Raw genomic sequence first — 24638 nt, forward strand, 5'->3', positions numbered from 1 at the left:
TCAGTCGCGCGGAAACGTCTCGTTGAGCAGTACTTTCCCCGCCGTCGGAGACGAGGCGGTGTCGCAGGCGGACGAGACCATATAGGCGTCGACGAGTGTGACGTCGGACGGGTGTGGCAGGACGACGAGGAAGGCGTCCTCGCCCTTGTACGTCTCCTGGTGCGTGGCGAGGACCGGCTCCGCGCGGCCGATGCCGTCCCGGACACAGGCGGGGGTGGTGGCCCCGGAATCACGCAGCGTCGTATCCGGTGAGCTCTGGGCGCTCATGCCCCGTGACTCGGCGGTCTTTGATGTCCGCAGGAGATCGTGCACCCGGGCCTTGATGTCGTCATAGGCGAGGACGGAAGGCGCGGACTGGTTCTCGCTCGGTGCCGGGGATCCCGCACGCGGAGCGTCGTCACCGTCGGACTGCAGGAAGAAGCTGCCCACGCCGATGACGGCGGCGGCGCAGGCGGTGCCGAGCAGCACCTTGGGCCAGCGACGGGAGCGACGGGCACGCGGCCCGGAGGCCGTGGAGGTCTTCCTGCCGGGGCCGGTCGCGGTGCGCGGACGGCCGGTGGGGCGATCGGCGGTCTCCCGTGGAGGGGCCGTTTCACGACCGGTGGTTTCACGTGAAACACGCGCGGGAGTGCTTCCGGCCGTGGTCTTCTCCGCTGTCTGCGCCTTCCGCGCCGGGGTGTCCCACGGCACCGTCTCCCGGAGCGCCGTTTCACGTGAAACATCGGTGATCGCTTCGGGCGCGGTCGCGTCGAGCAGAGCCTCGGCTGCCAGCGCGGCGTCGATGCGGCCGGCGACATCCGCAGGCATCCGCAGTGGCCCGGGAAGGGTACCGAGCAAGCCCCGGATCTCGTCCAGCGAGCTCCGTACGTCCTCACACAGCTCACAGTCCGCGAGATGCTCGCGGACGTCAGCGGTCCGTGCAGGGGAGAGAACACCTTCGGTGAGTGCGGAGATCTCCGCGACCTCCGGGTGCCCATCCGTGCCGGTCATCGAAGTCACGCTCGCCCACCTCCGCCCTTCACTGGATCTGCGTCGCTCTGTCCTGCCGGTGATGGGACGGACGTCCCCTGCGACCGGTTCCTTTCCCTGTCAAGAGGGGCGCTACCCCTGCGATCCGGGCGCAGATGGGTGAGCATCGGCAGCAGCCGTGCCCGGCCCCGAGCACATCTGCTCTTCACTGTGCCGGTCGGCACATCGAGAACCTCGGCCGCCTCCGCGACCGGATAGCCCTGCATGTCGACGAGCACCAGGGCGGCTCGCTGGTCCGGCGGCAGCGTCGCCAGGGCGTTGATGAGCTCACGGTGCAGATCGCCGCGTTCGGCGGGGGCATCGGCCGCTTCGTGGGGCTCGAGCAGTTGCTCCAGCCGCTCGGTCTCGGCGAGCGGCGCGGTGCGCCGCGAAGCTGCCTTGCGGGCCCGGTCCAGGCAGGCGTTGACGGTGATGCGGTGCAGCCAAGTGGTGACGGCCGACTGGCCGCGGAAGGTGTGGGCGGCCCGGTACGCGGAGACCAGTGCGTCCTGGACGGCGTCCGCGGCCTCTTCCCGGTCCCCGAGGGTACGCAGCGCCACCGCCCAGAGCCGGTCGCGGTGGCGCCGCACTATCTCGCTGAAGGCGTCGGGGTCGCCCTTGACGTGCAGCACGAGGAGCTCGGCGTCGCTCGCGCCGCCATACGTGATGTCGTCCAACGTCGACCCCTCCCCCTGAGCGACGCGACCTCGCGGCTAGCTGGTCACCTTGATCTCGGAGATCCTGCCGCGGAACTCGCCATTCTCGGTCACCGTCAGCTTTGTCAGCCAGACCAGAACGTACCGTGCCTGGACCGGCTTGTCCGGCTTGAGCGAGACGCCCTTACCCGTACCCTCGGCGACCTTGCTGTAGGAGGCGAGGTCCATGGGCATGGACGAGGCGTCGGCCGGAGCCGTCATGAGCTGGACGGACGCGTCGTTGAGGAAGCTGACCTGCACCTTGCCGACCTGTTGCTTCTTGCCCAGGTCGAGGATGAGTCCGACGCCGCTCTTGAGGCCTCCGAACTTGGCGGTGGTGTAGAAGTTCGTCGACCAGTACGTCGCCGGGTTGCCGTCGTAGGCATAGCGAACGGCGTGAAAGCCGTCCGCTTTCTCCGAGCCGTCACCCGGGGGCGGGTCGAAGTCCTTGACCGTTTCGATCCCGATGGGCTTGCCGCCCACGATCTTCGGTACGTCGTCCCCCGATGACTGGGAGCGCGGCGTGTCCTTCTCGCCGTCCTTGAGCAGCGTGTCCGCGAGCTGCCAGCTGCCCAGGCCCAGCGCCGCGATGAGCAGGGCCGAGACGCTCCACTTGAGAGCCCGTCCGGTACGGCTCTGGAGCGGGAGCGGCGGGGCCACGGGCAAGGGGTGGGCCGGTCCGCCGTTGCGGGGCACCGAAGGGCGCTGGTACGGCGGCGGGGCGGTGTAGTCCGGCTCCGGGGGACGGATGCGCGGCATCGCCGCGACCGCCTTGGCCAGCTCCTCCGGGGTGGTGCAGGGCTTCTCCTGCCGCGAGGCGGTGGCTCCGTCGTTGACGAGGGCGCGCATGGCGAGCTCGGACAGGCCCCGGTGGACTCCGGCACGCACCTGGTCGGGTGCGATAAGGCCGACACCCTTGGGCAGGCCGGAGAGACCGTGGGCGTTGCTCTCGTACGGCCAGCGCTGGGTGAGCGCCGCGTACAGGAGTGCACCGATGGCCTCGGTGTCGGTCTGCTGGGGGTGTTCGGAGGTGATGCCCCGGAGCGCGGCCATGACGGCGAGTCCGCGGATGCGGTACTGGCCGGTCCCGGTGCGCAGAACGGAGCCGGGGTTCAGGCGCAGGTGTGCGAGGCCTTCGCGGTGGGCGGCGGCCATCGCCTGGGACACCTGGTTGACGAGCTGGTAGGCCTCGTGGGGCTCCATCGGGCCGGAGGCGAGGACGGGCGTCAGCTCGGTGGCGTCCGGCAGCCACTCGTGGACGACGTAGACGAGGTCGTTCTCCTCGACGGCGTCGAGGACCTGCACAAAGCGCGGATCGCCGAGAAGCGCGGCGGAACGGGCTGCGGCGAGGACCGGGCGGGCGCGGGGGTGATCGGCGGGAAGCAGGTGGACGCCGACGGCGCGGCGCAGCTTCTCGTCGACGGCGCGCCAGCTGCTGAATCCGTCCAGACGGGTGACGCACTCCTCCAGGCGGTACCTTCTGGCGAGCTTGTGGCCGCTGTGCAACTCCGGCGGTTGTGCGTCGCGCGCGGGGCTCTCGCTCTCCGCGCGCTCGGTGTTCTTGTGCGTGCTGACCTTTTTATCGGCCGCCACCCCGTCGGTCGTGGCCTTTCCCGCCTCGGCGGTCAGTGGCTGCTCGCCGCTGTTGTCGGCCACGTCGACGGCAGCCGTGCTCCGTTCCGCCACCGTCGTTCCTGCCTCCCCATCCGTTGCACGCCGTCCACAGCCAAGACAATTGTGCCCACAGTCCGGTGCTATGCACGACACGCGGCGGCGGGCGATGGTTGTGCTCCGGTCAGCGACCGAGCCGACCGCGCACCATACCGACCATGGCGGTCAGCTCCTCGATCCGCATCCGCTTCGCGGCGATGTAGAAGACGGCGATCAGGATCAGTCCACCACCGGCCAGGGCCGCGAGCGAACCGATGATGCTGTTGCCCAGAACCTGAACGATTCCGTAAGCGGCCACTCCGCTGACGAGGGCGGCGGGGATGCACGCACCGATCAGGCGGGCATAGGTGCGGATGACGTGAGAGCCGTCCAGGTCGCCGCCCAGTCGGGTACGCAGTCGTCGCCAGGCGACGCCGACACCGACGGCGTAGCCCAGGCCGTAGGAGGCGGCCATGCCTGCCACGGCCCAGCGGGCGGGCAGGATGACATAGCTCAGGGCGGCGGCCGCCGCGAAGACGGCTGCGACGATCAGGGTGTTGTAGAACGGAGTACGGGTGTCCTCGTACGCGTAGAAGCCGCGGAGGATGACGTACTGCGCGGAGTACGGGATCAGGCCGAGGCCGAAGGCCATCAGGATGAAACCGATGTTGGTGGCACCGTCCGCGCCCGAACCCTTCGAGAACATCAGTGTGGCCATGGGGACGCCGAGCGCCAGGAAGGCGAAGGCGCAGGGCACGATGGCGACGGCCGAGGTCCGCAGCCCGTGGGAAAGGTCGTCACGGACGGCCGAGACGTCTCCGTCGTGGGCGGCGCGCGAGATCCGGGGCAGGACGGCGGTCATCACGGAGACGGTGATGATGGCCTGCGGCATCTGCCAGAGCTGCAGCGCGTAGTTGTAGGCGGTGATGCCGGTGCCGGTGTGGCCGCCCTTCTCGGCCAGCGCGCCCGCCTTCGTGGCGAGCTGCGTGACCACGACCATGCTGAGCTGGTTGGCGAGCACGAAGAAGAACGTCCACTTGGCCAGTCCCGCGGCCTTGCCGAGGCCCTGGCCGCGCCAGTCGAAACGCGGCCGGATCCGGAATCCCGCGTCGCGCAGGTACGGAAGCATCGCCAGGGCCTGGACGGTGAGGCCCAGCAGCGTGCCGATGCCGAGCAACTGCACGCCCTCGGCCGTGATGCTGGTCGAGCTGACCTTGCTGTCCGTGAAGGGACCGAAGGCCCAGACGAAGGAGCCGAAGGTGGCGATGATGACGATGTTGTTGAGGACCGGGGTCCACATCATCGCGCCGAATTTGCCGCGTGCGTTGAGGATCTGGCCCAGGACCACATGCACGCCCATGAAGAACATCGTGGGCAGGCAGTAGCGGGCGAACGCCACCGCGACATCCATCCTGGCCGGGTCGGCAGCGATGGTCGGTGACATCACCTGGATGAAGAGCGGCGCCCCCAGCACACAGACGGTGGTGACGCCGGCCAGCAGCACGACGACGAGGGTCAGGAGCCGGTTGGCGTAGGCCTCGCCGCCGTCCTCGTCGTTCTTCATCGAGCGGACCAGCTGCGGGATGAAGACGGCGTTCAGAGCGCCGCCGCCGACCAGGATGTAGATCATCGTCGGGAGGACGTTGGCGACCTGGTAGTCGTCGTTGAGCGTGCCGACGCCGATCGCGGCCGCCATCACGAGGTTCCGGCCGAACCCCAGGATGCGGGAGATCATGGTGCCAGCGGCCATGAGCGCGCTCGACTTCAGCAGGCTCGCCGCCCGGCCGCCGCCCTTCGCCGTGGCGGCGGGGGCCACCGGCGGCTCCTGCTCCGGAGTGGGCTCGACCGCCGGCGGCTGCGCGGGCGGCGGGACGAACTGGCCGGGGGTCGGCGGCGGGAACTGCTGACCGGCCGGGCGCTGGGGCTCGTACGGACGCCCGTCGTCGTACGGGCGCTGGGGCTCGTACGGCTGCTGCTGGTCGCGGTACAGGTGCGCGAAGGCGTCCCGCTGGGGGTGCTCGCCCGCCGACGGGGCCGACGGGGTGCCCATGACATCGCTCACACCGAGCATCTGCGTGGCGTCGTCGTCACCGTACGGGCGGCCGAAAGCCTCCGCCTGCGGTGTCTGGGGGTACTGCGGTGCGTGAGGCTGCGGCGCCTGGGGCTGCGCCCACATCCGAGGATCGGACGCGACCGGAGGCGCGGGCGGCTGCTGGTAGCCGGCGGGCGGCGGCTGCGGGACGGTCCGGTCGTACAGCACGTCGCTCACCGCGTCCTGGGCGGACGGGTCGTGCGCCGGGTAGGGGTCCGACGCGTAGGCGTCCCTGAGGTAGGGGTCCCGGGCGTACGGGCCCTGGTGCGCCGGGTCGGGGGCAGGCGGGTTCGACGGGTACTGGCCCCGCTGTTCACCGCCCGTGCCCTGACCGCGGTCACCGTCGTACGGCGCGCTCATCGCTACCCCACCTCATCGTCCGCGGCCTGCCGGCCCCACAACACGTCAACGTTCCACTTTCTCACCTGAGCCGGACGGGTCACCGTCTCGCGCTCCGGATTCCGAGGCCGGATCACCCGGCTGCTCGGGTCGGCCGTCTCCCGGCCCACCGTCGTCGCCCGAATCTCCCCCGTCCTCGTCGTCGGGCCCGCCACCCGCGGCTCTACGGGCTGCTGCCCGCTTGCGCTGGATGTAGATACGGAGACCCGCGAGGACCAGGAGGAGGACACCACCGGCGATGACCAGGAGCACCATAGGGGTGATGGAGGTGACATGCACAGTGAAGGTCATCGGCTCGCCGTAGGGCTGGCCGTCATCGGCGTACAGCCGGGCCGTCACCTGCACGGGTCCGTTGGCGTTGGCACGCGTCTCGAACTTCACGGACTGCTGGCGCCCGCCCGCCACCTCCACCGGCTGTGAGGCATCGATCTTCAGGCGGTTCGGCTGGCTGGAGGTGAGGACGAGCCGCAGGCCCTGCACTCCCTGGAGCAGCCCGTTCTGCACCGTCACGGGGATCGTCGCGCTGCGGCCGGAGAGCGTCGCGTCGGACTTGTTGATCAGGTGCACCTGGCGGGTGAGCTGGTCCAGGTAGGACTGCACGGCGTCCCGGAATTCCGCGGCGCCCTTGGGATTGCCGCGCCACGAGGTCGACATCTCCCGCATGATCGCGCTGCCGAACGGGGTGACGACGCGGTCCTGGGCGGTCAGGATGACCTTGAAGCTGTCGAGAGTGCTCTGGGTCCGCTGGATCGCCTCGAACGCCTCGGTGGACAGCTCCTGCGCGCGCAGTGAGTCCGGGTACGAGCCGCCACCGGGCACCTGCTGATTCGCGGCCGGATCGGGCTGGGCCTTGGCCGCGTCCCCCAGGTCCAGCGGCTGGGTCCAGCGGCCGTCCGACAACCCCTTGAGTGCGGTTGCCATCGCCTGGGCCTGGCTCGAGGTGGGCATCCGCTGCGGAGCGACGACGATGCTGCGCTCGTTCTCCGGGGTCTGCTTGTTCACCATGAGGCTCTGGGCGAGGAACCGCTGGACGGCGAGCGAGGAGTCGTTGCCCCTGATCATCTCGCCCTGGAAGGCGGTGGAGAGGCGGGCGTCCGCCACGACCGCCGTGTTTCCCCCGCCGATCTGCCGGGCGGCGGTGGGGGCGTAGGGGGAGCCGCCGGATTCGCGGAGACTGTCGCTGCGGGCGATGACGTTGTGGGCACCGGCCGAGGTGGCGACATCCACGATCGAGGAGTCGACGGCGCCTTCCGCGGGCCAGGCGAAGTCCGTACGCGGCTTCACCCCGAGGATCGTGTCCACGGTGGTCGAGGCGAGCTCGGTGGCGGACTGGAGGTGGCTGAGGGCGCCGGAGACGTCCTTGCCCTTGTGGGCCAGCGAGGCGAGGTCCGGGTCACCGAAGGGCAGCGCCACCACCTGGCGGTTCGTGACGGCTTCCTGGAGCTGGTTGAGCCACTGCTTGGCGACGGCCTGTCCCCTGCCGGGAGTGTTCTGGTCGTCCGGCCCCGCGATCCGGTAGCTCTTCGTCATCGCCTCGACCGTGGCGAGCAGGTCCGGGTCGATCACCCAGGTGATCGGCAGTCCCTTGCCCAGCGCCACCAGCTGTTGCAGCCGGCCGCCCGGGGCCAGCTCCGCCGCCAGGTCGTCGTTGGGGAAGACCGGTGTCTGCTGCTGGTCGGACTCGGTGCGGGCGGTGAGGTGCGTGGCGGAGATCAGCGGCCACAGGAACGTCAGCTGTGTCTTCTTGCCGTCGGTGCCGGACGGCTGCCACGGGAGCAGCGTCCGCTGGATTCCCAGCACCCGCTCGTACGGCTGGCCGGAGGTCTGCCCGGAGAGCGTGATGCCGAGCTGGTAGACGCCGTCCTTGCCGAGGGCGAGGTCCTTGACCGGGAGGGTCAGGGTGAAGTCCCGGCTGACACCCGGGGCCAGTGCGTCGATCTTCTGGGAGTGGTTGCCGCCCACCTCGGAGCCGTCGGTGCCCGGCGAGAAGGGCGTCCGGTCGGCGAGGTCGTCGATGTCGCTGCGCGTGCTGATCTGCGAGCCCACCCGCAGCCCCACATGGGCGCCGGTGACTGTCGACTTTCCGCTGTTGGTGACCGTTCCCGAGACGGTGAGCGTGTCGTCCTGCTTCGGGGCGACGGGCGTGAGCGTGTCGACGGAGACGTCGACCGTGCGGGTGCCGGGGGAGTCGGCGTGCGCGGCGGGTGCCGCAGGCAGCTGCGTCAGACCCACGAAGAGCAGCACTCCGCTGAGCAGCACCGCGACGTGCCGGAACCACCGGCAGGCAGGAGCGGGCGCTGTCCCCTCGAAGGCCTCCTGGACCTCTGCCGCCTCGGCCACGCGCTCGCCCGTCCCTCGTCGTCGTCAGTGGTCGTCGGATGGTGCGTCCACGAATGGTAACGAGGCCCGCTGTGACGAAGTGCTGCGGACCGCACTACAAGATCGCCGTCAGGGTCCGTTGTCCGGGCTGCGCCTGCTTTGTGAGAGTCGTCGGGAAGCGCCCCATAACAAGGAGGCTCATGCGCGCGCGGGCACGTACCCTCTTCTGTTGTGCCGAACGCCAACAATGACAGCCACGCCCCCTCGTCGACGAACGAGCTCAGCCAGGCGCAGCGCCGGGCTGTGAGCGAGCTCCTGCGGGTCTCCCCCGTAGCCGACGACCTCGCCCGCCGCTTCAAGGAGGCCGGCTTCACGCTTGCCCTGGTCGGTGGGTCGGTGCGGGACGCGCTGCTCGGCCGTCTCGGTAACGATCTCGACTTCACCACGGACGCCCGCCCGGAGGACGTGCTGAAGATCGTGCGTCCGTGGGCGGACGCGGTCTGGGAGGTCGGCATCGCCTTCGGAACCGTGGGGTGCCGCAAATCGGACTTCGATATTGAGGTTACGACATATAGGTCGGAAGCGTACGACCGAACCTCGCGGAAGCCCGAGGTCTCCTACGGCGACTCCATCGAGGAAGACCTGGTCCGTCGTGACTTCACCGTCAACGCGATGGCTGTCGCGCTGCCGGAGAAGGAATTCATCGACCCGCACCACGGCCTGGAGGACCTGGCCGCCCGTGTGCTGCGCACCCCCGGCACCCCAGAGGAGTCCTTCTCCGACGACCCGCTGCGCATGATGCGGGCCGCGCGCTTCGCCGCGCAGCTGGACTTCGAGGTCGCCCCCGAGGTCGTCACCGCCATGACGGAGATGGCCGACCGGCTGGAGATCGTCTCCGCCGAGCGGATCCGCGACGAGCTGAACAAGCTGATCCTCTCCGACCACCCCCGTGAGGGACTCAAGCTCCTCGTCGACACCGGCCTCGCCGCCCTCGTCCTCCCCGAGCTGCCGGCGCTGCGCCTGGAGCGCGATGAGCACCACCGGCACAAGGACGTGTACGAGCACACACTGATCGTCCTGGAGCAGGCCATCGACCTGGAAGAGGACGGCCCCGACCTCGTGCTGCGCCTGGCGGCGCTGCTCCACGACATCGGCAAGCCGAAGACGCGCCGTTTCGAAAAGGACGGCCGGGTCTCCTTCCACCACCACGAGGTCGTGGGCGCGAAGATGACCAAGGCGCGGATGACCAAGCTCAAGTACTCCAACGACCTGATCAAGGACGTCTCGACGCTGGTCGAGCTGCACCTGCGCTTCCACGGCTACGGCACCGGCGAGTGGACCGACTCGGCCGTACGCCGGTACGTACGGGACGCCGGTCCGCTGCTGGACCGGCTGCACAAGCTGACGCGGTCCGACTGCACGACGCGGAACAAGCGGAAGGCCAGTGCGCTCTCCCGCGCCTACGACGGGCTTGAGGAGCGCATCGCACGGCTGCAGGAGCAGGAGGAGCTGGACTCGATCCGGCCCGACCTGGACGGCAACGAGATCATGGAGATCCTGGGCGTCGGTCCGGGGCCGCAGATCGGCAAGGCGTACAAGCACATGCTGGAACTGCGGCTGGAGAACGGGCCGATGGATCGGAACGCCGCCGCCGCCGCGCTGAAGGAGTGGTGGACGGCTCAGCAGGGCTGACGTCCTGGTGGTGATGTTTCACGTGAAACATCACTGACGGAGCGGATGTGGCGAGGGGCGGTGTTTCACGTGAAACACCGCCCCTCGCCACATGTTGTGAGGTGTGCGTGCGGCTACTTGTTCTTCGCCAGGCAGAGCACGAAGGAGTCGCTGCGCTCCTTCCACGTCACTGCGGCCACGGTGCCCTCCACGTTTTCGCACGCCGTGTGGGCGGAGGACGTGCCCTTGACCTTCTTCAGCACCTTGTGGGTGGCATTGGAGGCCGTGCAGTCGCGCTTCTCGATGTTCGGCTTGTAGGAGGAGCCTGTGTTCTCCAGGCACTGGCCGACCGCCAGCGTCTGCGTGTCGTCGCTCTTGCCGAAGATCCATGCGGCTCCCGCGACTATGAGTCCCAGGACCGGCAGCACAACGTTCCGGATGATCTTCTTGACCGAGCGGCGCGGAGCCGGCGGCGGCACCGGGGCGCCCGGGAAACCGCCGGGCTGGCCGTAAGGAGCGGTGGGCCGCTGGCCGTACGGGGCGGTCGGCGGCTGCTGACCGTACGGACCAGGCTGCTGACCGTACGGTGCGGGCGGCTGCTGGCCGTAAGGATTGCCGCCCTGCGGGGCGTACGGGTGCTGGTTGGGCGGCGGAGTGGTCACAGGAAAACCCTTCGGACTGAGCGAGATCCGGTCGGCGAGTGCAGCCCGTAACGTATCCGGTGTCCATGACATTTCTGCAGCTCAAGGCGGTCCTGTGGCCTTGATGTGACACTTATCGACGGCAAAAACCGGCCATAGCTAGAGCAATCGCTGCGTAGATCACGGCAACCGTTACGACCAGAACGGCCGACCGGCCGTCCGGCGGCAGCATCAGGACGGCCACCCCCGCGGCGCCGACGAAGGCGACGTTGAACAGGACGTCGTAGAGCGCGAAGACCCGCCCCCGGAAGGCGTCGTCGACCGACGCCTGGACCACCGTGTCCGTAGCGATTTTGGCGCCCTGGGTGGTGAGCCCCAGGACGAACGCCGCGATCAGCGTGGGGACGGGCTCGAAGGGGAGACCGAGACCGGGCTCGAGGACGGCCGCGGTCGCGGCGCAGGTGGCGATCCAGCCCAGCCGCCCCAGCCGGGCGGCTGCCCAGGGGGTGAGCACGGCCGCCGCGAAGAATCCCGCCCCCGAGACGGCCACGGCGTAGCCGAGCAGGGCCAGCCCGTCCGTTTCGGTGACGGACCAGGCGTACCGGCACAGCGTCAGCAGGGTGATTGTCAGCGCGCCGTAGGAGAAGCGCATCAGCGTCATCGCTGCCAGCGCCCGGGCGGCGATGCGGCGTTCCGCCAGATGACGCAGCCCCTCGGCCAAGCCCCGCAGGGTGATCGCCAGGCCCGTGCCGAGCTCCGGGCGTGGCGCCGAGGAGTCCGGCCCCAGCAGGCCGACGGGCATGCGCAGGGCGTAGAGGCCTGCGCACAGGTAGAGCGCAGCACCGAGGAGTACGACCCAGGCGTCGGAGAAGGTGCTCTCGGCGGAGGCGAGGCGCACGACGAAGGCGAGACCGCCACCCGCGGTCGCCGCGAGGGTACCGGCGGTCGGGGAGAGGGAGTTGGCCATCACCAGGCGCTCGTCCGAGTCGACGACGCGCGGCAGGGACGCGGAGAGCCCGGCGAGGACGAAGCGGTTGACGGCGGTGACCGAGAGCGCGGAGGCGTAGAAGAGCCAGTCGGGCACCTTGCCGACGATGAGCAGCGCGGTGACGGTGGCCAGTGCGGCCCGCAGCAGATTGCCGTGGAACAGCACCTGGCGGCGGTGCCAGCGGTCGAGCAGGACGCCGGCGAAGGGCCCCAGGAGCGAGTACGGCAGCAGCAGCACCGCCATGGCGGCGGCGATGGCCGCAGGCGACGCCTGCTTCTCAGGGGAGAAGACGACGTACGCGGCGAGTGCGACCTGGTAGACACCGTCGGCGGCCTGGGAGAGAAGCCTGACTGCCAGTAGACGGCGGAAATCGCGCAGCGTGAGCAGGACGCGAAGATCACGCACAACGGGCATGCACTACAGCCTCACACAACGCACAGGTCCCCGGGCGGATTACCCGGGGACCTGTGGTCAAGCGATGTCTCGGCCGGCGCTTAGCGCTCGACCTCGCCCGCGATGAACTTCTCGACGTTCTCCCGGGCCTCGTCGTCGAAGTACTGCACCGGCGGCGACTTCATGAAGTACGAGGAAGCGGAGAGGATCGGGCCACCGATGCCACGGTCCTGTGCGATCTTCGCGGCGCGCACGGCGTCGATGATGACACCGGCCGAGTTCGGGGAGTCCCAGACCTCGAGCTTGTACTCCAGGTTCAGCGGGACGTCGCCGAACGCGCGGCCCTCGAGGCGCACGTACGCCCACTTGCGGTCGTCCAGCCAGGCCACGTAGTCCGACGGACCGATGTGGACGTTCTTCTCGCCCATGTCGCGGTCGGGGATCTGGGAGGTGACGGCCTGCGTCTTGGAGATCTTCTTGGACTCCAGGCGCTCGCGCTCGAGCATGTTCTTGAAGTCCATGTTGCCGCCGACGTTCAGCTGCATCGTGCGGTCCAGGATGACGCCCCGGTCCTCGAACAGCTTGGCCATCACGCGGTGCGTGATGGTGGCGCCGACCTGCGACTTGATGTCGTCACCGACGATCGGGACGCCGGCCTCGGTGAACTTGTCCGCCCACTCCTTGGTGCCCGCGATGAAGACCGGGAGAGCGTTGACGAAGGCGACCTTGGCGTCGATGGCGCACTGCGCGTAGAACTTGGCGGCCGCCTCGGAGCCCACCGGCAGGTAGCAGACCAGGACGTCGACCTGCTTGTCCTTGAGGACCTGGACGACGTCGACGGGGGCCTCGGTGGACTCCTCGATGGTCTGGCGGTAGTACTTGCCCAGGCCGTCGAGGGTGTGGCCGCGCTGGACGGTGACGCCGGTCGACGGCACGTCGCAGATCTTGATGGTGTTGTTCTCGCTGGCGCCGATGGCGTCCGCGAGGTCGAGGCCGACCTTCTTCGCGTCAACGTCGAAAGCGGCCACGAACTCCACATCACGCACGTGGTACTCGCCGAACTGCACGTGCATCAGACCCGGCACGCGGCCGCTCGGGTCGGCGTCCTTGTAGTACTCGACGCCCTGCACCAGCGAGGCGGAGCAGTTGCCCACACCGACGATCGCTACGCGAACCGAACCCATTCCGGTTGCTCCCTGTTTGTACTCGACGAAGCCCTGCGGAGTGCAGAGCTCACTGTTCCGGACCGGTGCGCTTGTCACGCCCGGCCCGCTCGCTCTCGATCAGCTCGTTCAGCCAGCGGACCTCGCGCTCCACCGACTCCATGCCATGCCGCTGAAGCTCGAGGGTGTAGTCGTCCAGCCGCTCCCGGGTACGGGCCAAGGAGGCGCGCATCTTCTCGAGACGCTCCTCCAGGCGGCTGCGGCGGCCTTCCAGCACCCGCATCCGCACATCCCGGGACGTCTGCCCGAAGAACGCGAAGCGGGCGGCGAAATGCTCGTCCTCCCACGTGTCCGGGCCGGTGTGGGCGAGCAGCTCCTCGAAGTGCTCCTTGCCCTCCGCCGTCAGGCGGTAGACGATCTTCGCCCGTCGGCCGGCCAGGGACGCCGCACGGGCGTCCTCCGGAGCGCTTCCGGGCTCCTCGATCAGCCAGCCGTTCGTCACCAGGGACTTCAGGCAGGGATAGAGGGTGCCGTAGCTGAACGCACGGAAGACACCGAGCGAGGTGTTCAAGCGTTTCCGCAGCTCGTAGCCGTGCATCGGGGACTCGCGGAGCAGGCCGAGGACGGCGAACTCGAGGATGCCGGAGCGTCTGCTCATACTTCGCCTCCTTGTCCCGCACAGCCTAGTCCTTGTGATCCCTAATCCTTATTGGTCCCTTATGCGGAGCTGATGTGCCGAGCTGATGTATCGACTCGATACATCAAGACGATAGAACGGGCGTCCCGCTGCGACAAGAGGGGGCACGGTGAACGAGGTCACATCACCGATTCGTGGGACACAACAAGCCCGATTTGGAGTGAAGCTCCGCAGTGGGCGGGATTTGGCCGTGCGTAGTCTGTGGGCCATGCAGATCAACGGGAACCGAGTGACGTCCCCAAACGTCCTCGTCCCGTATGCAGTGCGGCCCGTCGCTCGGGGGGACAGCCGGATCGCACATCGGGGGGACCGCAAGCCACCTGCCGCTGTCAGGCGATAGCGCCTGCCCGAGGAGTAGTCGTTCGATGAGCGAGCACCGCCGCAAGCTGCCGCCGCCTCAGGGCGGCGGACGAGCCTCGGCCCGTCGTGCGGCCCAGCAGCCGACGTCCGGCCGACGCGCCGCACCACCAAGCAATCCGGCCGGCCCGGGGCACGGCCGGGGTGAGGAGTCCCCGTACGGAAGCCGCACCGATGCCCGGCGCGCTTCGCAGCGCGGCGTCGGCGCCGGTGGGCGCAGACGGTCCCCCGACGCCGGTCCCGGCGGACCGGGTCGTGGGCGCAGGGACAACGGTCGCCCGGCGGCCAAGCGGTTCATCGACTACCCGCGTGCGGGCAAGTCTGGAGCCCGTCGCTGGATGCCCTCCTGGAAGCTGGTGGCCGGCCTGGTCATCACGCTGGTGGGGTTGGTCGTGGGCATCGTGGGCGTCGCGCTGGCGTTGGTCCAGGTACCGAGCGCCCAGAAGGCCTCGGTGGTCCAGAAGAACGTCTATTACTGGGCCGACGGCAAGCAGATGGTCGTCGCCGGCGGCGGCAGCCTGAACCGGCAGATCGTGCCGATCAGTCAGATCCCCCTGGCCATGCGGAACGCGGTCATCTCCGCCGAGAACGCCAGCTTCGAGAAGGACTGGGGCGTCGACCCGATGGGCATCGCCCGGGCCGTCGTGAAGATGGCACAGGGCGGTGAGACGCAGAGCGGTTCGACCATCACGCAGCAGTTCGTGAAGAACACCTATCTGAGCCAGGAGCAGACGCTCAAGCGCAAGGCCACCGAGCTGCTGATTTCTGTGAAGGTGGGCGCCACCAAGGACAAGGACTTCATCCTTGCCGGGTATCTCAACACCGCCTACTACGGGCGCGGTGCCTATGGCATCCAGGCTGCGGCGCGGGCGTACTTCGACAAGGACTGCGCGGACCTGACGCCGAGCGAGGGCGCGTTCCTGGCGGCCACGCTGAACGGGCCCAACCTGTACGACCCCTACGGCGGTCAGGGACCCGCGGCGACGCCGGAGAAGAACACCAAGCGGGCCACGGAACGCTGGAAGTGGACCCTGGACCGCGAGGTCGAGGTGGGCCGTCTGCAGGCCGCCGAGCGCGACAAGTGGGTCCAGAAGGGCTTCCCGCAGCCGCAGAAGCCCAAGCCGGCGACCAACCGGGCCGGGCAGATCGGCTACCTCACCGACCTCGCCGACAACTACGTCGTCGCCCATTCCAGGATCAGCAAGGCCGAGCTGGACAAGGGCGGCTACCAGATCCACACGACGTTCGACCGGGACAAGGTGAACGAACTGTCGAAGTCGGTGGAGGAGGTACGCAAGGCGAACATCAAGCCGAAGGTGCGCGAGGTCGACCAGTTCGTGCAGTTCGGTGGTGCCTCGGTGGAGCCCAAGACCGGCAAGATCGTCGCCATTTACGGTGGCGAGAACGCACTGGAGCACTTCACCAACAACGCCGACTACACCGGTGTGCAGGTCGGTTCGACCTTCAAGCCGTTCGTTCTGGCCGCCGCGATGACCAACGGCAAGCGCAACCCCGGGCTCGGCCCGCAGCAGAGCCTCAGCCAGCGGACGCTGGTGTCGCCGGAGAGCATCTACAACGGCAACAACAAACTGACGCTGCGGGAGTACAACGGCAAGGTCTGGCACGACCAGGACGGCCAGGAGTGGCACCAGGCGAACGACGCCGACGAGGACAAGGGCCTGGTCACCCTCCGCACGGCCATGCAGTTCTCGGTGAACACCCCGTACATCCAGCTCGGCATGGACGTCGGGACCGACCTGGTGCAGCAGGCCGCGCTCAAGGCGGGCCTGGACAAGGACCAGCTGGCCTCGCTCACCCCCACCTTCTCCCTGGGCACCTCGGCGCCCAGCGCGATCCGGCTGGCGGGCGCGTACGCGACGTTCGCGGCCAGCGGCAAGCAGGTCGACCCGTACTCGGTGCAGAAGGTGGAGAAGGACGGCAGGATCGCCTTCGAGCACGAGGAGAAGAGCGCCCAGGCCTTCGACGCGAACGTCGCCAACAACGTGACCGACGTCCTGAAGACCGTCGTGGAGTCGGGCACGGGCACCGCGGCGCGGCTCGGCGACCGCCCGGCGGCGGGTAAGACGGGTACGACCGACGGCAACCGCTCGGCCTGGTTCGCCGGGTATACCCCGCAGCTGTCCACGGCGATCGGCATGTACCGCGTGGATCCCAACGCCAAGAAGCAGGAGTTTCTCTCGATGCGCGGTGTGGGCGGCAAGCCCACGATCCACGGTGCGTCGTTCCCCGCGGAGATCTGGGCCGACTACATGGGCAAGGCGCTCAAGGGCCAGCCCGTGCTGCAGTTCGACCCGGCGCAGCCGATCGGCGAGAAGGTCTACGGAGACGGCGCCAGCCCCTCGCCCAGCGCCGTGCCGTCCGCTTCGGCGTCCCCCTCGGCGTCGGCGTCGGCATCTCCCTCGCCGTCGAAGTCCCCGTCCAGCTCCCCGTCCCCGAGCGCGACCTGCGGCATCTTCGATCGCAAGTGCAAGCCCGGCGGCAACGGGGGCGGCAGTGGTGGGCCGGGTGGTGCGGGAGGCGATACCGGTGGCTCGCCGTCGCCTGAGCCGAGCCGGCACCAGTCGAGCGGCGGACTGTTCGGCGGGCCTCAAGGCTGATCATCCGATGAATCGGGCGAAGGTCGGCTGAGCAGGTCTTTTCGAGGGCCGTCCCGCGTGAACGCGGGGCGGCCCTCGGGGTTTTCCACAGGCTCCGCCGGGTCCGTGGCGGGGTACGGCAGGATGTGGGCATGAGGAGCGTGCGGGACGACCAGCTTGTACGGCCCACCGTCGAGGACGAGGTGGCCGCCGCCGGCAGCGAGCTCATCGGCGGGCCGGTGGGGCGGCGCGCGTTGCTCGGGACGAGCTGGTGGACGCCGGTGCGGGTGATCGCCCTCGTGGCCATCGGGATGTTCGCGCTCGGGATGGTGCAGAAGCTCCCGTGCTACGACCACGGCTGGTTCTTCGGAGCCACCACGCAGTACACCCACGCCTGCTATTCCGACATCCCCCATCTCTACAGCGGGCGCGGCTTCGACCAGGGCCTCATTCCGTATATCGACCGGATCCCGCAGTCCGTCTCCGGGGGCATGGAGTATCTGGAGTACCCGGTCCTGACGGGGCTGTTCATGGAGATCGCGGCCCTGCTCACGCCGGGTGGGGGGACCATCCAGCACCGCGAGCAGCTGTACTGGCTCATCAACGCCGGCATGCTGCTGGCCTGCACGGCCGTCATCGCGGTGTGCGTGGCCCGCACGCACCGACGCCGGCCCTGGGATGCGCTGCTGGTCGCCCTCGCGCCGGCCTTCGCGCTCACGGCCACCATCAACTGGGACCTGTTCGCGGTCGCCCTCACGGCCGCTGCGATGCTGATGTGGGCACGGGGGCGTGCGCTGGCTTCGGGCGCGCTGATCGGTCTGGCGGCCGCGGCGAAGCTGTATCCGGTGCTGTTGCTGGGGCCGTTGCTCATCCTGTGCTGGCGGGCCGGGCGCCTACGGGCGTTCCTCGGCGCCGCCCTCGCCGCCGCCGGGGCCTGGCTGGTGGTCAACGCGCCGGTCATGTTCACCCACGATGCCGGCGGGTTCCACATCCGCCCGGGCTGGGCGAAGTTCTACACGTTCAGTCAGGACCGGCCGGTCGACTTCGGCTCGGTCTGGCTCTTCATCTCACAGCGCACCGGCGACCCGCTGGACGACGCGAACACCTACGCGTCGCTGCTGATGATCCTGGGCTGTCTGGCCATAGGAGCGCTCGGTCTGTGCGCCCCCAGGCGTCCGCGCTTCGCGCAGTTGGCCTTCCTCGTGGTGGCGCTGTTCATCCTGGTCAACAAGGTCTACTCGCCGCAGTACGTGCTGTGGCTGGTGCCGCTCGCGGCCCTGGCCCGCCCGAAGTGGCGTGACTTCCTGATCTGGCAGGCCTGTGAGGTCCTGTACTACCTCGGCATCTGGTTCTACCTGGCCTACACGGGCAGCGGCGACAAGCACCAGGGCCTGCCGCCGGAGGGCTATCAACTGGCGATCGCCCTGCACCTGCTGGGCACGCTGTATCTGTGTGCGCTCGTCGTGCGGGACATCCTGCTGCCTGAGCGGGACGTCGTACGCCAAGACGGCTCGGACGACCCCTCCGGCGGTGTCCTGGATGGGGCGCCGGACATAGTCGTCCTCGGCTCCGCGCGCCGCCGTGAGCGGCACGCGAAGCTCGCCGACGTCGCACGCGTCCAATGGGGCACCGGGAGCCGCAACCCGTAGTCACGGCTCCCCGCCCCGTACCACGGGGGGTGGAATCAGTGATCGAGAAGACGGTCGAACTGCGTCGTGGTGTGCCGCAGGTGTGCCACCAGCTCGTCGCCGACCTGCGGGGCGGGGGCGTCGCCCGGCACGAAGAGGATCGAGACCTGCATGTGCGGGGGCTCGGCGAACCAGCGCTGCTTGCCCGCCCAGACGAAGGGCGAGAGGTTGCGGTTCATGGTGGCGAGCCCCGCACGGGCCACGCCCTTGGCGCGCGGCATCATGCCGTGCAGTGCCTTCGGTGCCTCCAGCCCGACACCGTGCGACGTGCCGCCGGCCACCACGACCAGGTAGCCGTCGCCGGTGGTCTTCTGCTGCCGGTAGCCGAAGCGGTCGCCCTTGGCGACGGGCGTGACGTCCAGGACGGCGCCCCGGTAGTGGGTGGCGTCATGGTCGCCCAGCCACAGCCGCGTGCCGATGCGGGCGCGGAAGCGGGTCTGCGGGAACTGCTGCTGCAGCTGAGCGAGCTCGTCGGCCTTGAGGTGGCTGACGAACATCGTGTGCAGCGGCAGATGGGCGTTGCGCAGCCGCTCCATCCAGCCCATGACCTCGGCGACCGCGCTGCTGCCGTCACCGCGGTCGAGGGGCAGGTGTATCGCGAAGCCCTCCAGGCGCACGTCCTCGATGGCCGCGTGCAGCTTGGGCAGGTCCTCCTCGCTGATGCCGTGCCGCTTCATGGTGCTCATGACCTCGATGACGACGCGGGCGCCGACCAGGCCGCGCACGCCCTCGACCGAGGAGACGGACCGGATCGCCCGGTCCGGCAGCGGTACGGGCTCCTCACCCAGCCGGAAGGGCGTCAGCACCAGCAGGTCACCGCTGAAGTAGTCCTTGATCCGGGCCGCTTCGTAGGTGGTGCCCACGGCCAGGATGTCCGCGCCCATGCGCGTCACCTCGTCGGCGAGCCGCTCATGGCCGAAGCCGTAGCCATTGCCCTTGCAGACCGGGACGATGCCCGGGAACTGCTGGATGACGGACTGCTGGTGTGCCCGCCAGCGCGCGGTGTCGACGTAGAGCGTGAGCGCCATGGCCGGTCCCGGGTCCTTTCCCTGTGTCTGCTGAGTGACGTGGTGTGCCTGACGGCATTGCTTCGTGGACGGACGGAACGGTCAGCGGCGCGACATGTACATGTCGAGGGCCTTGTGCAGCAGCTTGTTGAGCGGGAAGTCCCACTCGCCCAGGTATTCCGCGGCCTGGCCACCGGTGCCGACCTTGAACTGGATGAGGCCGAAGAGGTGGTCGTTCTCGTCGAGGGAGTCGCCGATGCCGCGCAGGTCGTAGACGCTGGCGCCCAGGGCGTAGGAGTCGCGCAGCATCCGCCACTGCATCGCGTTCGACGGACGCACCTCGCGCTTGTGGTTGGCGGAGGCGCCGTAGGAGTACCAGACGTGACCGCCCACGATCAGCATTGTCGCGGCAGCGACGGCCTCGCCCTCGTGCACCGCGAAGTACAGCCGCATGCGGTTGGGGTCCTCGGAGTTGAGGGCGGTCCACATGCGCTGGAAGTAGCTCAGCGGGCGCGGACGGAACTTGTCGCGCTCGGCGGTGATCTCGTACAGGTGCTGCCAGGTGGCCAGATCCTCGTAGCCGCCCTGGACGACCTCGACGCCGGCCTTCTCGGCCTTCTTGATGTTGCGCCGCCACAGCTGGTTGAAGCCCTTGTGGACGTCCTCCAGGGAACGGTTCTCCAGCGGCACCTGGAAGACGTAGCGCGGCTGGACGTCGCCGAAGCCGGCTCCGCCGTCCTCGCCCTGCTGCCAGCCCATGCGGCGCAGCTGGTCGGCGACCTCGAAGGCGCGCGGCTCGATGTGGGTGGCCTCGATGTCGCGCAGGCGCTTGACGTCGGGGTCGGCGATGCCGGTCTTGATCGCGCCGGAGTCCCAGCGCCGGATGACGACGGGCGGGCCCATCTTCACCGAGAAGGCGCCCTGCTGCTTCAGGTGGGCCAGCATGGGCTGCAGCCAGTCGCTGAGGTTCGGCGAGAACCAGTTGATGACCGGGCCCTCGGGCAGGTAGGCCAGGTAGCGCTTGATCTTGGGCAGCTGGCGGTAGAGCACCAGACCCGCGCCGACCATCTGGCCGGTCTTGTCGAACCAGCCCAGGCTCTCCGAGCGCCACTCGGCCTTGACGTCCGCCCACCCCGGCACCTGCATGTGACTGGCCGCGGGCAGGCTCTGGATATACGCCAGATGCTGCTCTCGGCTGATTGTCCTCAGGGTCAGGCTCATGTTCGGGGCGCTCCTCGGCAGGTGTGTCCCCAGGGTCGGGGCTCCGGCTCTCGCGCCGAAGCCTACTGCGACCGGGGAGCGCCCCGTTTGGGCGTACGGCCCGTTACCCGATCAACCCGCCGAAAAGCCCCCCATGAGCCATGCCCAGGAAGAAGCCGAAAGCGCAGGCGCCCAGCCCGATGATCAGCAAGAAGCGCTCACCGGTCGTGGCGGAGATGAACTGGCCCCAGGCCCCCGTGAGGATTCCGATGAGGCCGCTCCATGAGCTGAGCAGATGCAGGCCGGTCCACAGGGAGGAGACGGCGGCGATCACGCCCAGCAGGATCGTCGCGGCTGCGAGGGTGTTCTCGACGGGATGGGGCTTTCCGTCGCTGTTGAGGACCGCGCCGACCAGCGTGCGAGGTCCACGGGGCTGCCGAACCGCCTCGGTCATGGGGCCACCTCCTGAAGGCAGGCGCAATGTAGCGCCGGTCACACCGATGCATACAGATTGCGGGGCCCGGCGGCTCGATTTCAACCGGACGCCCGAGTGCAGGTACTCTGTACGGTCTGCACCGGTGTCTGCCCGGACCCAGCTTCGGTCCCAGGGGTAATCCCAGGGACTTCCGCTGATTGTCAGTGTCCGCCGATACCGTTGTTCACGCATCACGACCCTCCTGCCACGGATCGACCGTGGCCGCTGAGTCCAAAGGAGGTGGGTTCCACATGCGTCACTACGAGGTGATGGTCATCCTCGACCCCGATCTCGAGGAGCGCGCTGTCTCCCCGCTGATCGAGAACTTCCTCTCCGTTGTCCGTGAGGGCAACGGAAAGGTCGAGAAGGTCGACACCTGGGGCCGTCGTCGTCTGTCGTACGAGATCAAGAAGAAGCCCGAGGGCATCTACTCGGTCATCGACCTGCAGGCCGAGCCTGCGGTCGTCAAGGAGCTCGACCGCCAGATGAACCTGAACGAGTCGGTCCTCCGGACCAAGGTCCTCCGTCCCGAGACCCACTGAACCCCAGCGGTTCAGAGGTAATCGGGCTGCATCGCAACGAGTAGCAAGCAGCCAGCAGCACACCCGCCGAGAGGTTCATCCATGGCAGGCGAGACCGTCATCACGGTCGTCGGCAATCTCGTCGACGACCCCGAGCTGCGCTTCACCCCCTCCGGTGCGGCGGTCGCGAAGTTCCGTGTCGCGTCCACTCCCCGCACCTTCGACCGCCAGACCAACGAGTGGAAGGACGGCGAGAGCCTCTTCCTCACGTGCTCGGTGTGGCGGCAGGCGGCGGAGAACGTCGCCGAGTCGCTTCAGCGAGGCATGCGCGTGATCGTGCAGGGCCGGCTGAAGCAGCGGTCCTACGAGGACCGTGAGGGCGTCAAGCGCACGGTCTACGAGCTCGACGTCGAAGAGGTCGGCGCCAGCCTGAAGAACGCCACGGCGAAGATCACCAAGACCACGGGTCGCGGTGGCCAGGGTGGCTATGGCGGCGGCAGCGGTGGTGGCCAGGGCGGCGGCGGCTGGGGCTCCGGTCCCGGCGGCGGCCAGCAGAGCGGCGGCGGGGCTCCCGCCGACGACCCCTGGGCCACTGGCGCTCCGTCCGGCGGCCAGCAGGGCGGCGGCGGAGGCGGCTGGGGCGGCGGCTCCGGCAATTCCGGCGGCGGCTACTCGGACGAGCCGCCCTTCTAGGCCCTTCGCGGGCCCGGGCCCCACAAGGCCCGAGGGCGAAGCACCAAAAACTTCTTGATCAAACAGGAGAGAGACAATGGCGAAGCCGCCTCCGCGCAAGCCTAAGAAGAAGGTCTGCGCGTTCTGCAAGGACAAGACCGCTTACGTGGACTACAAGGACACGAACATGCTGCGGAAGTTCATTTCCGACCGCGGCAAGATCCGTGCCCGTCGCGTGACCGGCAACTGCACTCAGCACCAGCGTGACGTCGCCACGGCCGTGAAGAACAGCCGTGAGATGGCGCTGCTGCCCTACACCTCGTCCGCGCGATAAGGGAAGGGTGACCAACTAATGAAGATCATCCTCACCCACGAGGTCTCCGGCCTCGGCACCGCCGGTGACGTCGTCGACGTCAAGGACGGTTACGCCCGCAACTACCTGGTCCCGCGTGGTTTCGCGATCCGCTGGACCAAGGGTGGCGAGCAGGACGTGGCGCAGATCCGCCGCGGCCGCAAGATCCGCGAGATCGCCACGATCGAGCAGGCCAACGAGGTCAAGGGCAAGCTCGAGGGCACCAAGGTGCGCCTGAGCACCCGTGCCGGCGACGCCGGCCGCCTCTTCGGCTCCGTCACCCCCGCCGACATCGCTTCCGCGATCGAGGCTTCGGGTGGCCCGAAGGTCGACAAGCGCCGTGTCGAGGTGGGTTCGCCCATCAAGACCCTGGGCTCGCACCAGGTCTCCGTGCGTCTGCACGCCGACGTCGTTGCCAAGCTCGGCATCGAGGTCGTCGCCGCCTGACGGCAGCGACAGGCATAGCCTGACGAAGGGCCGCACCCTGCTGGGGTGCGGCCCTTTCGCCGTGTCCAGGCCGGTTCCCGAAGTGCCGGTGGGCGTGGTCCGGGGGCGCCGGCCCGTGGGGTCAGGCCTGTGGGTCAGGCCCGTACCGCGCCGGTGACGATCCAGCGGCCGGAGCGGGCCCGCATCCACAGGGTCGCCATCCGGACCGTCATCATCAGCGTCATCGCCCACCACAGTGCCGTCAGGCCGCCGCCGAGGCTGGGGACCAGCAGGGCGACGGGTGCGAAGACGGCCAGGACCAGCAGCATCGCCCAGGCGAGGTACGAGCCGTCCCCGGCGCCCATCAGCACGCCGTCCAGGATGAAGACGATCCCCGCGATCGGCTGCCCCACGGCCACCACCAGCAGCGCGGGCAGCAGCGCGTCCCGCACGGCCGGATCCGCGGTGAACAGCGGAATGAACAACGGCCGCGCCGCCACCACCAGTGCCCCCAGGACCACGCCCGAAGCGATGCCCCACTGCACCATGCGCCGGCAGGCGGCCCGCGCCCCCTCCGCGTCACCGGAGCCCAGGTAGCGCCCTATGATCGCCTGTCCGGCGATCGCTATGGCGTCCAGTGCGAAGGCCAGCAGGCTCCACAGGGTGAGCACGATCTGATGCGCGGCGACCTCCGTGTCGCCCAGGCGCGCCGCGACCGCGGTGGCGATCATCAGCACGGCGCGCAGCGAGAGCGTACGGACCAGCAGCGGCACTCCGGCCTGGGCGCAGGCACGTATCCCGGCGGTGTCGGGCCGTAGCGAGGCACCGTGGCGCCGTGCGCCGCGTACGACGACAGCCAGGTAGGCGGCGGCCATGGCGCACTGGGCGAGCACCGTCCCCCACGCGGACCCGGCGATGCCCAGTCCGGCGCCGTAGACGAGGACGAGGTTGAGCCCGGCGTTGGCGGCGAAGCCACCGATGGCGACGTACAGCGGGGTCTTCGTGTCCTGCAGGCCCCGCAGCACCCCGGTGGCGGCGAGTACGACGAGCATCGGCGGGATGCCGAGCGCGCTGATTCTCAGGTAGGTGGTGGCGTAGGGGGCCGCGGTGGGGGAGGCGCCGAAGAGGTCGACGAGGGCGGGGGCGGTGGCCAGTACGGCGATGGTGACCGCCGCGCCGAGTATGAGCGCGAGCCAGATGCCGTCCATGCCCTGGCGGATGGCGGCCGGAAGGTCCCCGGCGCCGACCCGGCGGGAGACGGCCGCGGTGGTGGCGTAAGCGAGGAAGACGAAGACGCTGACGGCGGTGGTGAGCAGGGCGGCGGCCACGCCGAGGCCCGCGAGCTGGGGGGTGCCGAGGTGGCCGACGATGGCGCTGTCCGCCATCAGGAAGAGGGGCTCCGCGACGAGTGCGCCGAAGGCCGGCACGGCCAGGGCGAGGATCTCGCGGTCGTGCCTGCGGGCGCTGTGCGGCTCGCGCGCGGGGGCGTGGGTCACGGTGCCCGTCCAATCTTCCACAGGTAATCTGTGCATCCAGCTTACGCCCCTTACCCGACCGGCTTGTGCGCGATCTTCTCTGCGCCGTTTGTCGCGATCTCGGTCAGAGCGGGAAAGTTTTTCTCCTCAAC

Annotated in this window: 20 protein-coding genes; 7 read left to right on the forward strand and 13 right to left on the reverse strand. The window is 69.1% G+C overall.

All coding sequences use genetic code 11. The features are described 5' to 3' along the window. The 5 genes from AB0F13_RS07520 to AB0F13_RS07540 all read right to left on the reverse strand — a co-directional run bounded on the left by AB0F13_RS07520 (position 1) and on the right by AB0F13_RS07540 (position 8184). Positions 1-990 carry a zf-HC2 domain-containing protein gene (locus AB0F13_RS07520; RefSeq protein ID WP_362077197.1) on the reverse strand — a complete coding sequence of 330 codons (990 nt, stop codon included), beginning with the start codon at positions 988-990 and terminating at the stop codon, positions 1-3. Between the two features lie 5 nt (positions 991-995). Next, the gene (gene sigM, locus AB0F13_RS07525; RefSeq protein WP_362076694.1) at positions 996-1685 is read right to left on the reverse strand and encodes an RNA polymerase sigma factor SigM; all 690 of its coding nucleotides are present in this window, start codon (positions 1683-1685) and stop codon (positions 996-998) included. Positions 1686-1721: 36 nt separating this feature from the next. Beyond that, positions 1722-3389 (reverse strand): protein kinase family protein, encoded by a 1668-nt coding sequence (locus AB0F13_RS07530; protein WP_362076696.1) that lies wholly within the window; start codon positions 3387-3389, stop codon positions 1722-1724. A gap of 109 nt (positions 3390-3498) precedes the next feature. Beyond that, the gene (gene murJ, locus AB0F13_RS07535; protein WP_362076699.1) at positions 3499-5805 is read right to left on the reverse strand and encodes a murein biosynthesis integral membrane protein MurJ; all 2307 of its coding nucleotides are present in this window, start codon (positions 5803-5805) and stop codon (positions 3499-3501) included. A gap of 45 nt (positions 5806-5850) precedes the next feature. Further along, positions 5851-8184, reverse strand: a complete 2334-nt coding sequence (locus AB0F13_RS07540; RefSeq protein ID WP_362076702.1) for a DUF6049 family protein — start codon at positions 8182-8184, stop codon at positions 5851-5853. A 210-nt stretch (positions 8185-8394) separates the two neighbouring features. Between AB0F13_RS07540 and AB0F13_RS07545 the strand changes: the two genes are divergently transcribed. Next, the gene (locus tag AB0F13_RS07545; RefSeq protein ID WP_362076705.1) at positions 8395-9855 is read left to right on the forward strand and encodes a CCA tRNA nucleotidyltransferase; all 1461 of its coding nucleotides are present in this window, start codon (positions 8395-8397) and stop codon (positions 9853-9855) included. Positions 9856-9968: 113 nt separating this feature from the next. Here AB0F13_RS07545 and AB0F13_RS07550 read toward each other — a convergent pair whose 3' ends face one another. The 4 genes from AB0F13_RS07550 to AB0F13_RS07565 all read right to left on the reverse strand — a co-directional run bounded on the left by AB0F13_RS07550 (position 9969) and on the right by AB0F13_RS07565 (position 13677). Further along, complete coding sequence (locus AB0F13_RS07550) at positions 9969-10496, reverse strand: DUF3824 domain-containing protein (protein WP_362076708.1); 528 nt, start codon at positions 10494-10496, stop codon at positions 9969-9971. A 112-nt stretch (positions 10497-10608) separates the two neighbouring features. After that, a complete protein-coding gene (locus AB0F13_RS07555) occupies positions 10609-11877 on the reverse strand; it encodes an MFS transporter (RefSeq protein WP_362076711.1) in 1269 nt (422 codons plus the stop codon). An 80-nt stretch (positions 11878-11957) separates the two neighbouring features. Then, positions 11958-13040: an inositol-3-phosphate synthase gene (locus tag AB0F13_RS07560; RefSeq protein ID WP_362076714.1), complete on the reverse strand. Its 1083-nt coding sequence runs from the start codon at positions 13038-13040 to the stop codon at positions 11958-11960. A 49-nt stretch (positions 13041-13089) separates the two neighbouring features. Next, complete coding sequence (locus AB0F13_RS07565; protein ID WP_362076717.1) at positions 13090-13677, reverse strand: helix-turn-helix transcriptional regulator; 588 nt, start codon at positions 13675-13677, stop codon at positions 13090-13092. Between the two features lie 404 nt (positions 13678-14081). On the opposite strand from AB0F13_RS07565, the gene AB0F13_RS07570 reads away from it, so the two are divergent. Next, complete coding sequence (locus tag AB0F13_RS07570; RefSeq protein ID WP_362076720.1) at positions 14082-16691, forward strand: transglycosylase domain-containing protein; 2610 nt, start codon at positions 14082-14084, stop codon at positions 16689-16691. Between the two features lie 131 nt (positions 16692-16822). After that, positions 16823-18319: a glycosyltransferase 87 family protein gene (locus AB0F13_RS07575; protein WP_362076723.1), complete on the forward strand. Its 1497-nt coding sequence runs from the start codon at positions 16823-16825 to the stop codon at positions 18317-18319. A gap of 35 nt (positions 18320-18354) precedes the next feature. On the opposite strand, the gene AB0F13_RS07580 is transcribed toward AB0F13_RS07575, so the two are convergent. The 3 genes from AB0F13_RS07580 to AB0F13_RS07590 form a co-directional block, all read right to left on the reverse strand. Then, positions 18355-19386 carry an alanine racemase gene (locus AB0F13_RS07580; RefSeq protein WP_362076726.1) on the reverse strand — a complete coding sequence of 344 codons (1032 nt, stop codon included), beginning with the start codon at positions 19384-19386 and terminating at the stop codon, positions 18355-18357. A gap of 81 nt (positions 19387-19467) precedes the next feature. Further along, a complete protein-coding gene (locus AB0F13_RS07585) occupies positions 19468-20586 on the reverse strand; it encodes a peptidoglycan bridge formation glycyltransferase FemA/FemB family protein (RefSeq protein WP_362076729.1) in 1119 nt (372 codons plus the stop codon). A gap of 103 nt (positions 20587-20689) precedes the next feature. Further along, the gene (locus AB0F13_RS07590) at positions 20690-21019 is read right to left on the reverse strand and encodes a hypothetical protein (RefSeq protein WP_362076732.1); all 330 of its coding nucleotides are present in this window, start codon (positions 21017-21019) and stop codon (positions 20690-20692) included. A gap of 272 nt (positions 21020-21291) precedes the next feature. Between AB0F13_RS07590 and rpsF the strand changes: the two genes are divergently transcribed. The 4 genes from rpsF (at position 21292) to rplI (ending at position 23032) form a co-directional block, all read left to right on the forward strand. Then, positions 21292-21582 (forward strand): 30S ribosomal protein S6, encoded by a 291-nt coding sequence (rpsF, locus tag AB0F13_RS07595; protein ID WP_006604399.1) that lies wholly within the window; start codon positions 21292-21294, stop codon positions 21580-21582. A gap of 81 nt (positions 21583-21663) precedes the next feature. After that, complete coding sequence (locus AB0F13_RS07600; RefSeq protein ID WP_362076735.1) at positions 21664-22254, forward strand: single-stranded DNA-binding protein; 591 nt, start codon at positions 21664-21666, stop codon at positions 22252-22254. A 76-nt stretch (positions 22255-22330) separates the two neighbouring features. Further along, positions 22331-22567 carry a 30S ribosomal protein S18 gene (rpsR, locus tag AB0F13_RS07605; RefSeq protein ID WP_004950692.1) on the forward strand — a complete coding sequence of 79 codons (237 nt, stop codon included), beginning with the start codon at positions 22331-22333 and terminating at the stop codon, positions 22565-22567. A gap of 18 nt (positions 22568-22585) precedes the next feature. Further along, a complete protein-coding gene (gene rplI, locus AB0F13_RS07610; protein ID WP_362076738.1) occupies positions 22586-23032 on the forward strand; it encodes a 50S ribosomal protein L9 in 447 nt (148 codons plus the stop codon). Positions 23033-23166: 134 nt separating this feature from the next. Here rplI and AB0F13_RS07615 read toward each other — a convergent pair whose 3' ends face one another. Continuing rightward, positions 23167-24507 carry an MATE family efflux transporter gene (locus AB0F13_RS07615; RefSeq protein WP_362077200.1) on the reverse strand — a complete coding sequence of 447 codons (1341 nt, stop codon included), beginning with the start codon at positions 24505-24507 and terminating at the stop codon, positions 23167-23169. Positions 24508-24638 lie beyond the last annotated feature (131 nt).

Origin of the sequence: Streptomyces sp. NPDC026206, assembly GCF_040638465.1 — a bacterium.
In the GTDB taxonomy this organism is placed as follows: Bacteria; Actinomycetota; Actinomycetes; order Streptomycetales; family Streptomycetaceae; genus Streptomyces.

Bases quoted from the DNA above. Each gene is read 5' to 3' on its own strand.
- AB0F13_RS07520 (WP_362077197.1), bottom strand. From the start codon at position 990: ATGACCGGCACGGATGGGCACCCGGAGGTCGCGGAGATCTCCGCACTC.
- murJ (WP_362076699.1), bottom strand. From the start codon at position 5,805: ATGAGCGCGCCGTACGACGGTGACCGCGGTCAGGGCACGGGCGGTGAA.
- AB0F13_RS07555 (WP_362076711.1), bottom strand. From the start codon at position 11,877: ATGCCCGTTGTGCGTGATCTTCGCGTCCTGCTCACGCTGCGCGATTTC.
- AB0F13_RS07560 (WP_362076714.1), bottom strand. From the start codon at position 13,040: ATGGGTTCGGTTCGCGTAGCGATCGTCGGTGTGGGCAACTGCTCCGCC.
- AB0F13_RS07565 (WP_362076717.1), bottom strand. From the start codon at position 13,677: ATGAGCAGACGCTCCGGCATCCTCGAGTTCGCCGTCCTCGGCCTGCTC.
- AB0F13_RS07570 (WP_362076720.1), top strand. From the start codon at position 14,082: ATGAGCGAGCACCGCCGCAAGCTGCCGCCGCCTCAGGGCGGCGGACGA.
- AB0F13_RS07575 (WP_362076723.1), top strand. From the start codon at position 16,823: ATGAGGAGCGTGCGGGACGACCAGCTTGTACGGCCCACCGTCGAGGAC.
- AB0F13_RS07580 (WP_362076726.1), bottom strand. From the start codon at position 19,386: ATGGCGCTCACGCTCTACGTCGACACCGCGCGCTGGCGGGCACACCAG.
- AB0F13_RS07585 (WP_362076729.1), bottom strand. From the start codon at position 20,586: ATGAGCCTGACCCTGAGGACAATCAGCCGAGAGCAGCATCTGGCGTAT.
- AB0F13_RS07590 (WP_362076732.1), bottom strand. From the start codon at position 21,019: ATGACCGAGGCGGTTCGGCAGCCCCGTGGACCTCGCACGCTGGTCGGC.
- rpsF (WP_006604399.1), top strand. From the start codon at position 21,292: ATGCGTCACTACGAGGTGATGGTCATCCTCGACCCCGATCTCGAGGAG.
- AB0F13_RS07600 (WP_362076735.1), top strand. From the start codon at position 21,664: ATGGCAGGCGAGACCGTCATCACGGTCGTCGGCAATCTCGTCGACGAC.
- rpsR (WP_004950692.1), top strand. From the start codon at position 22,331: ATGGCGAAGCCGCCTCCGCGCAAGCCTAAGAAGAAGGTCTGCGCGTTC.
- rplI (WP_362076738.1), top strand. From the start codon at position 22,586: ATGAAGATCATCCTCACCCACGAGGTCTCCGGCCTCGGCACCGCCGGT.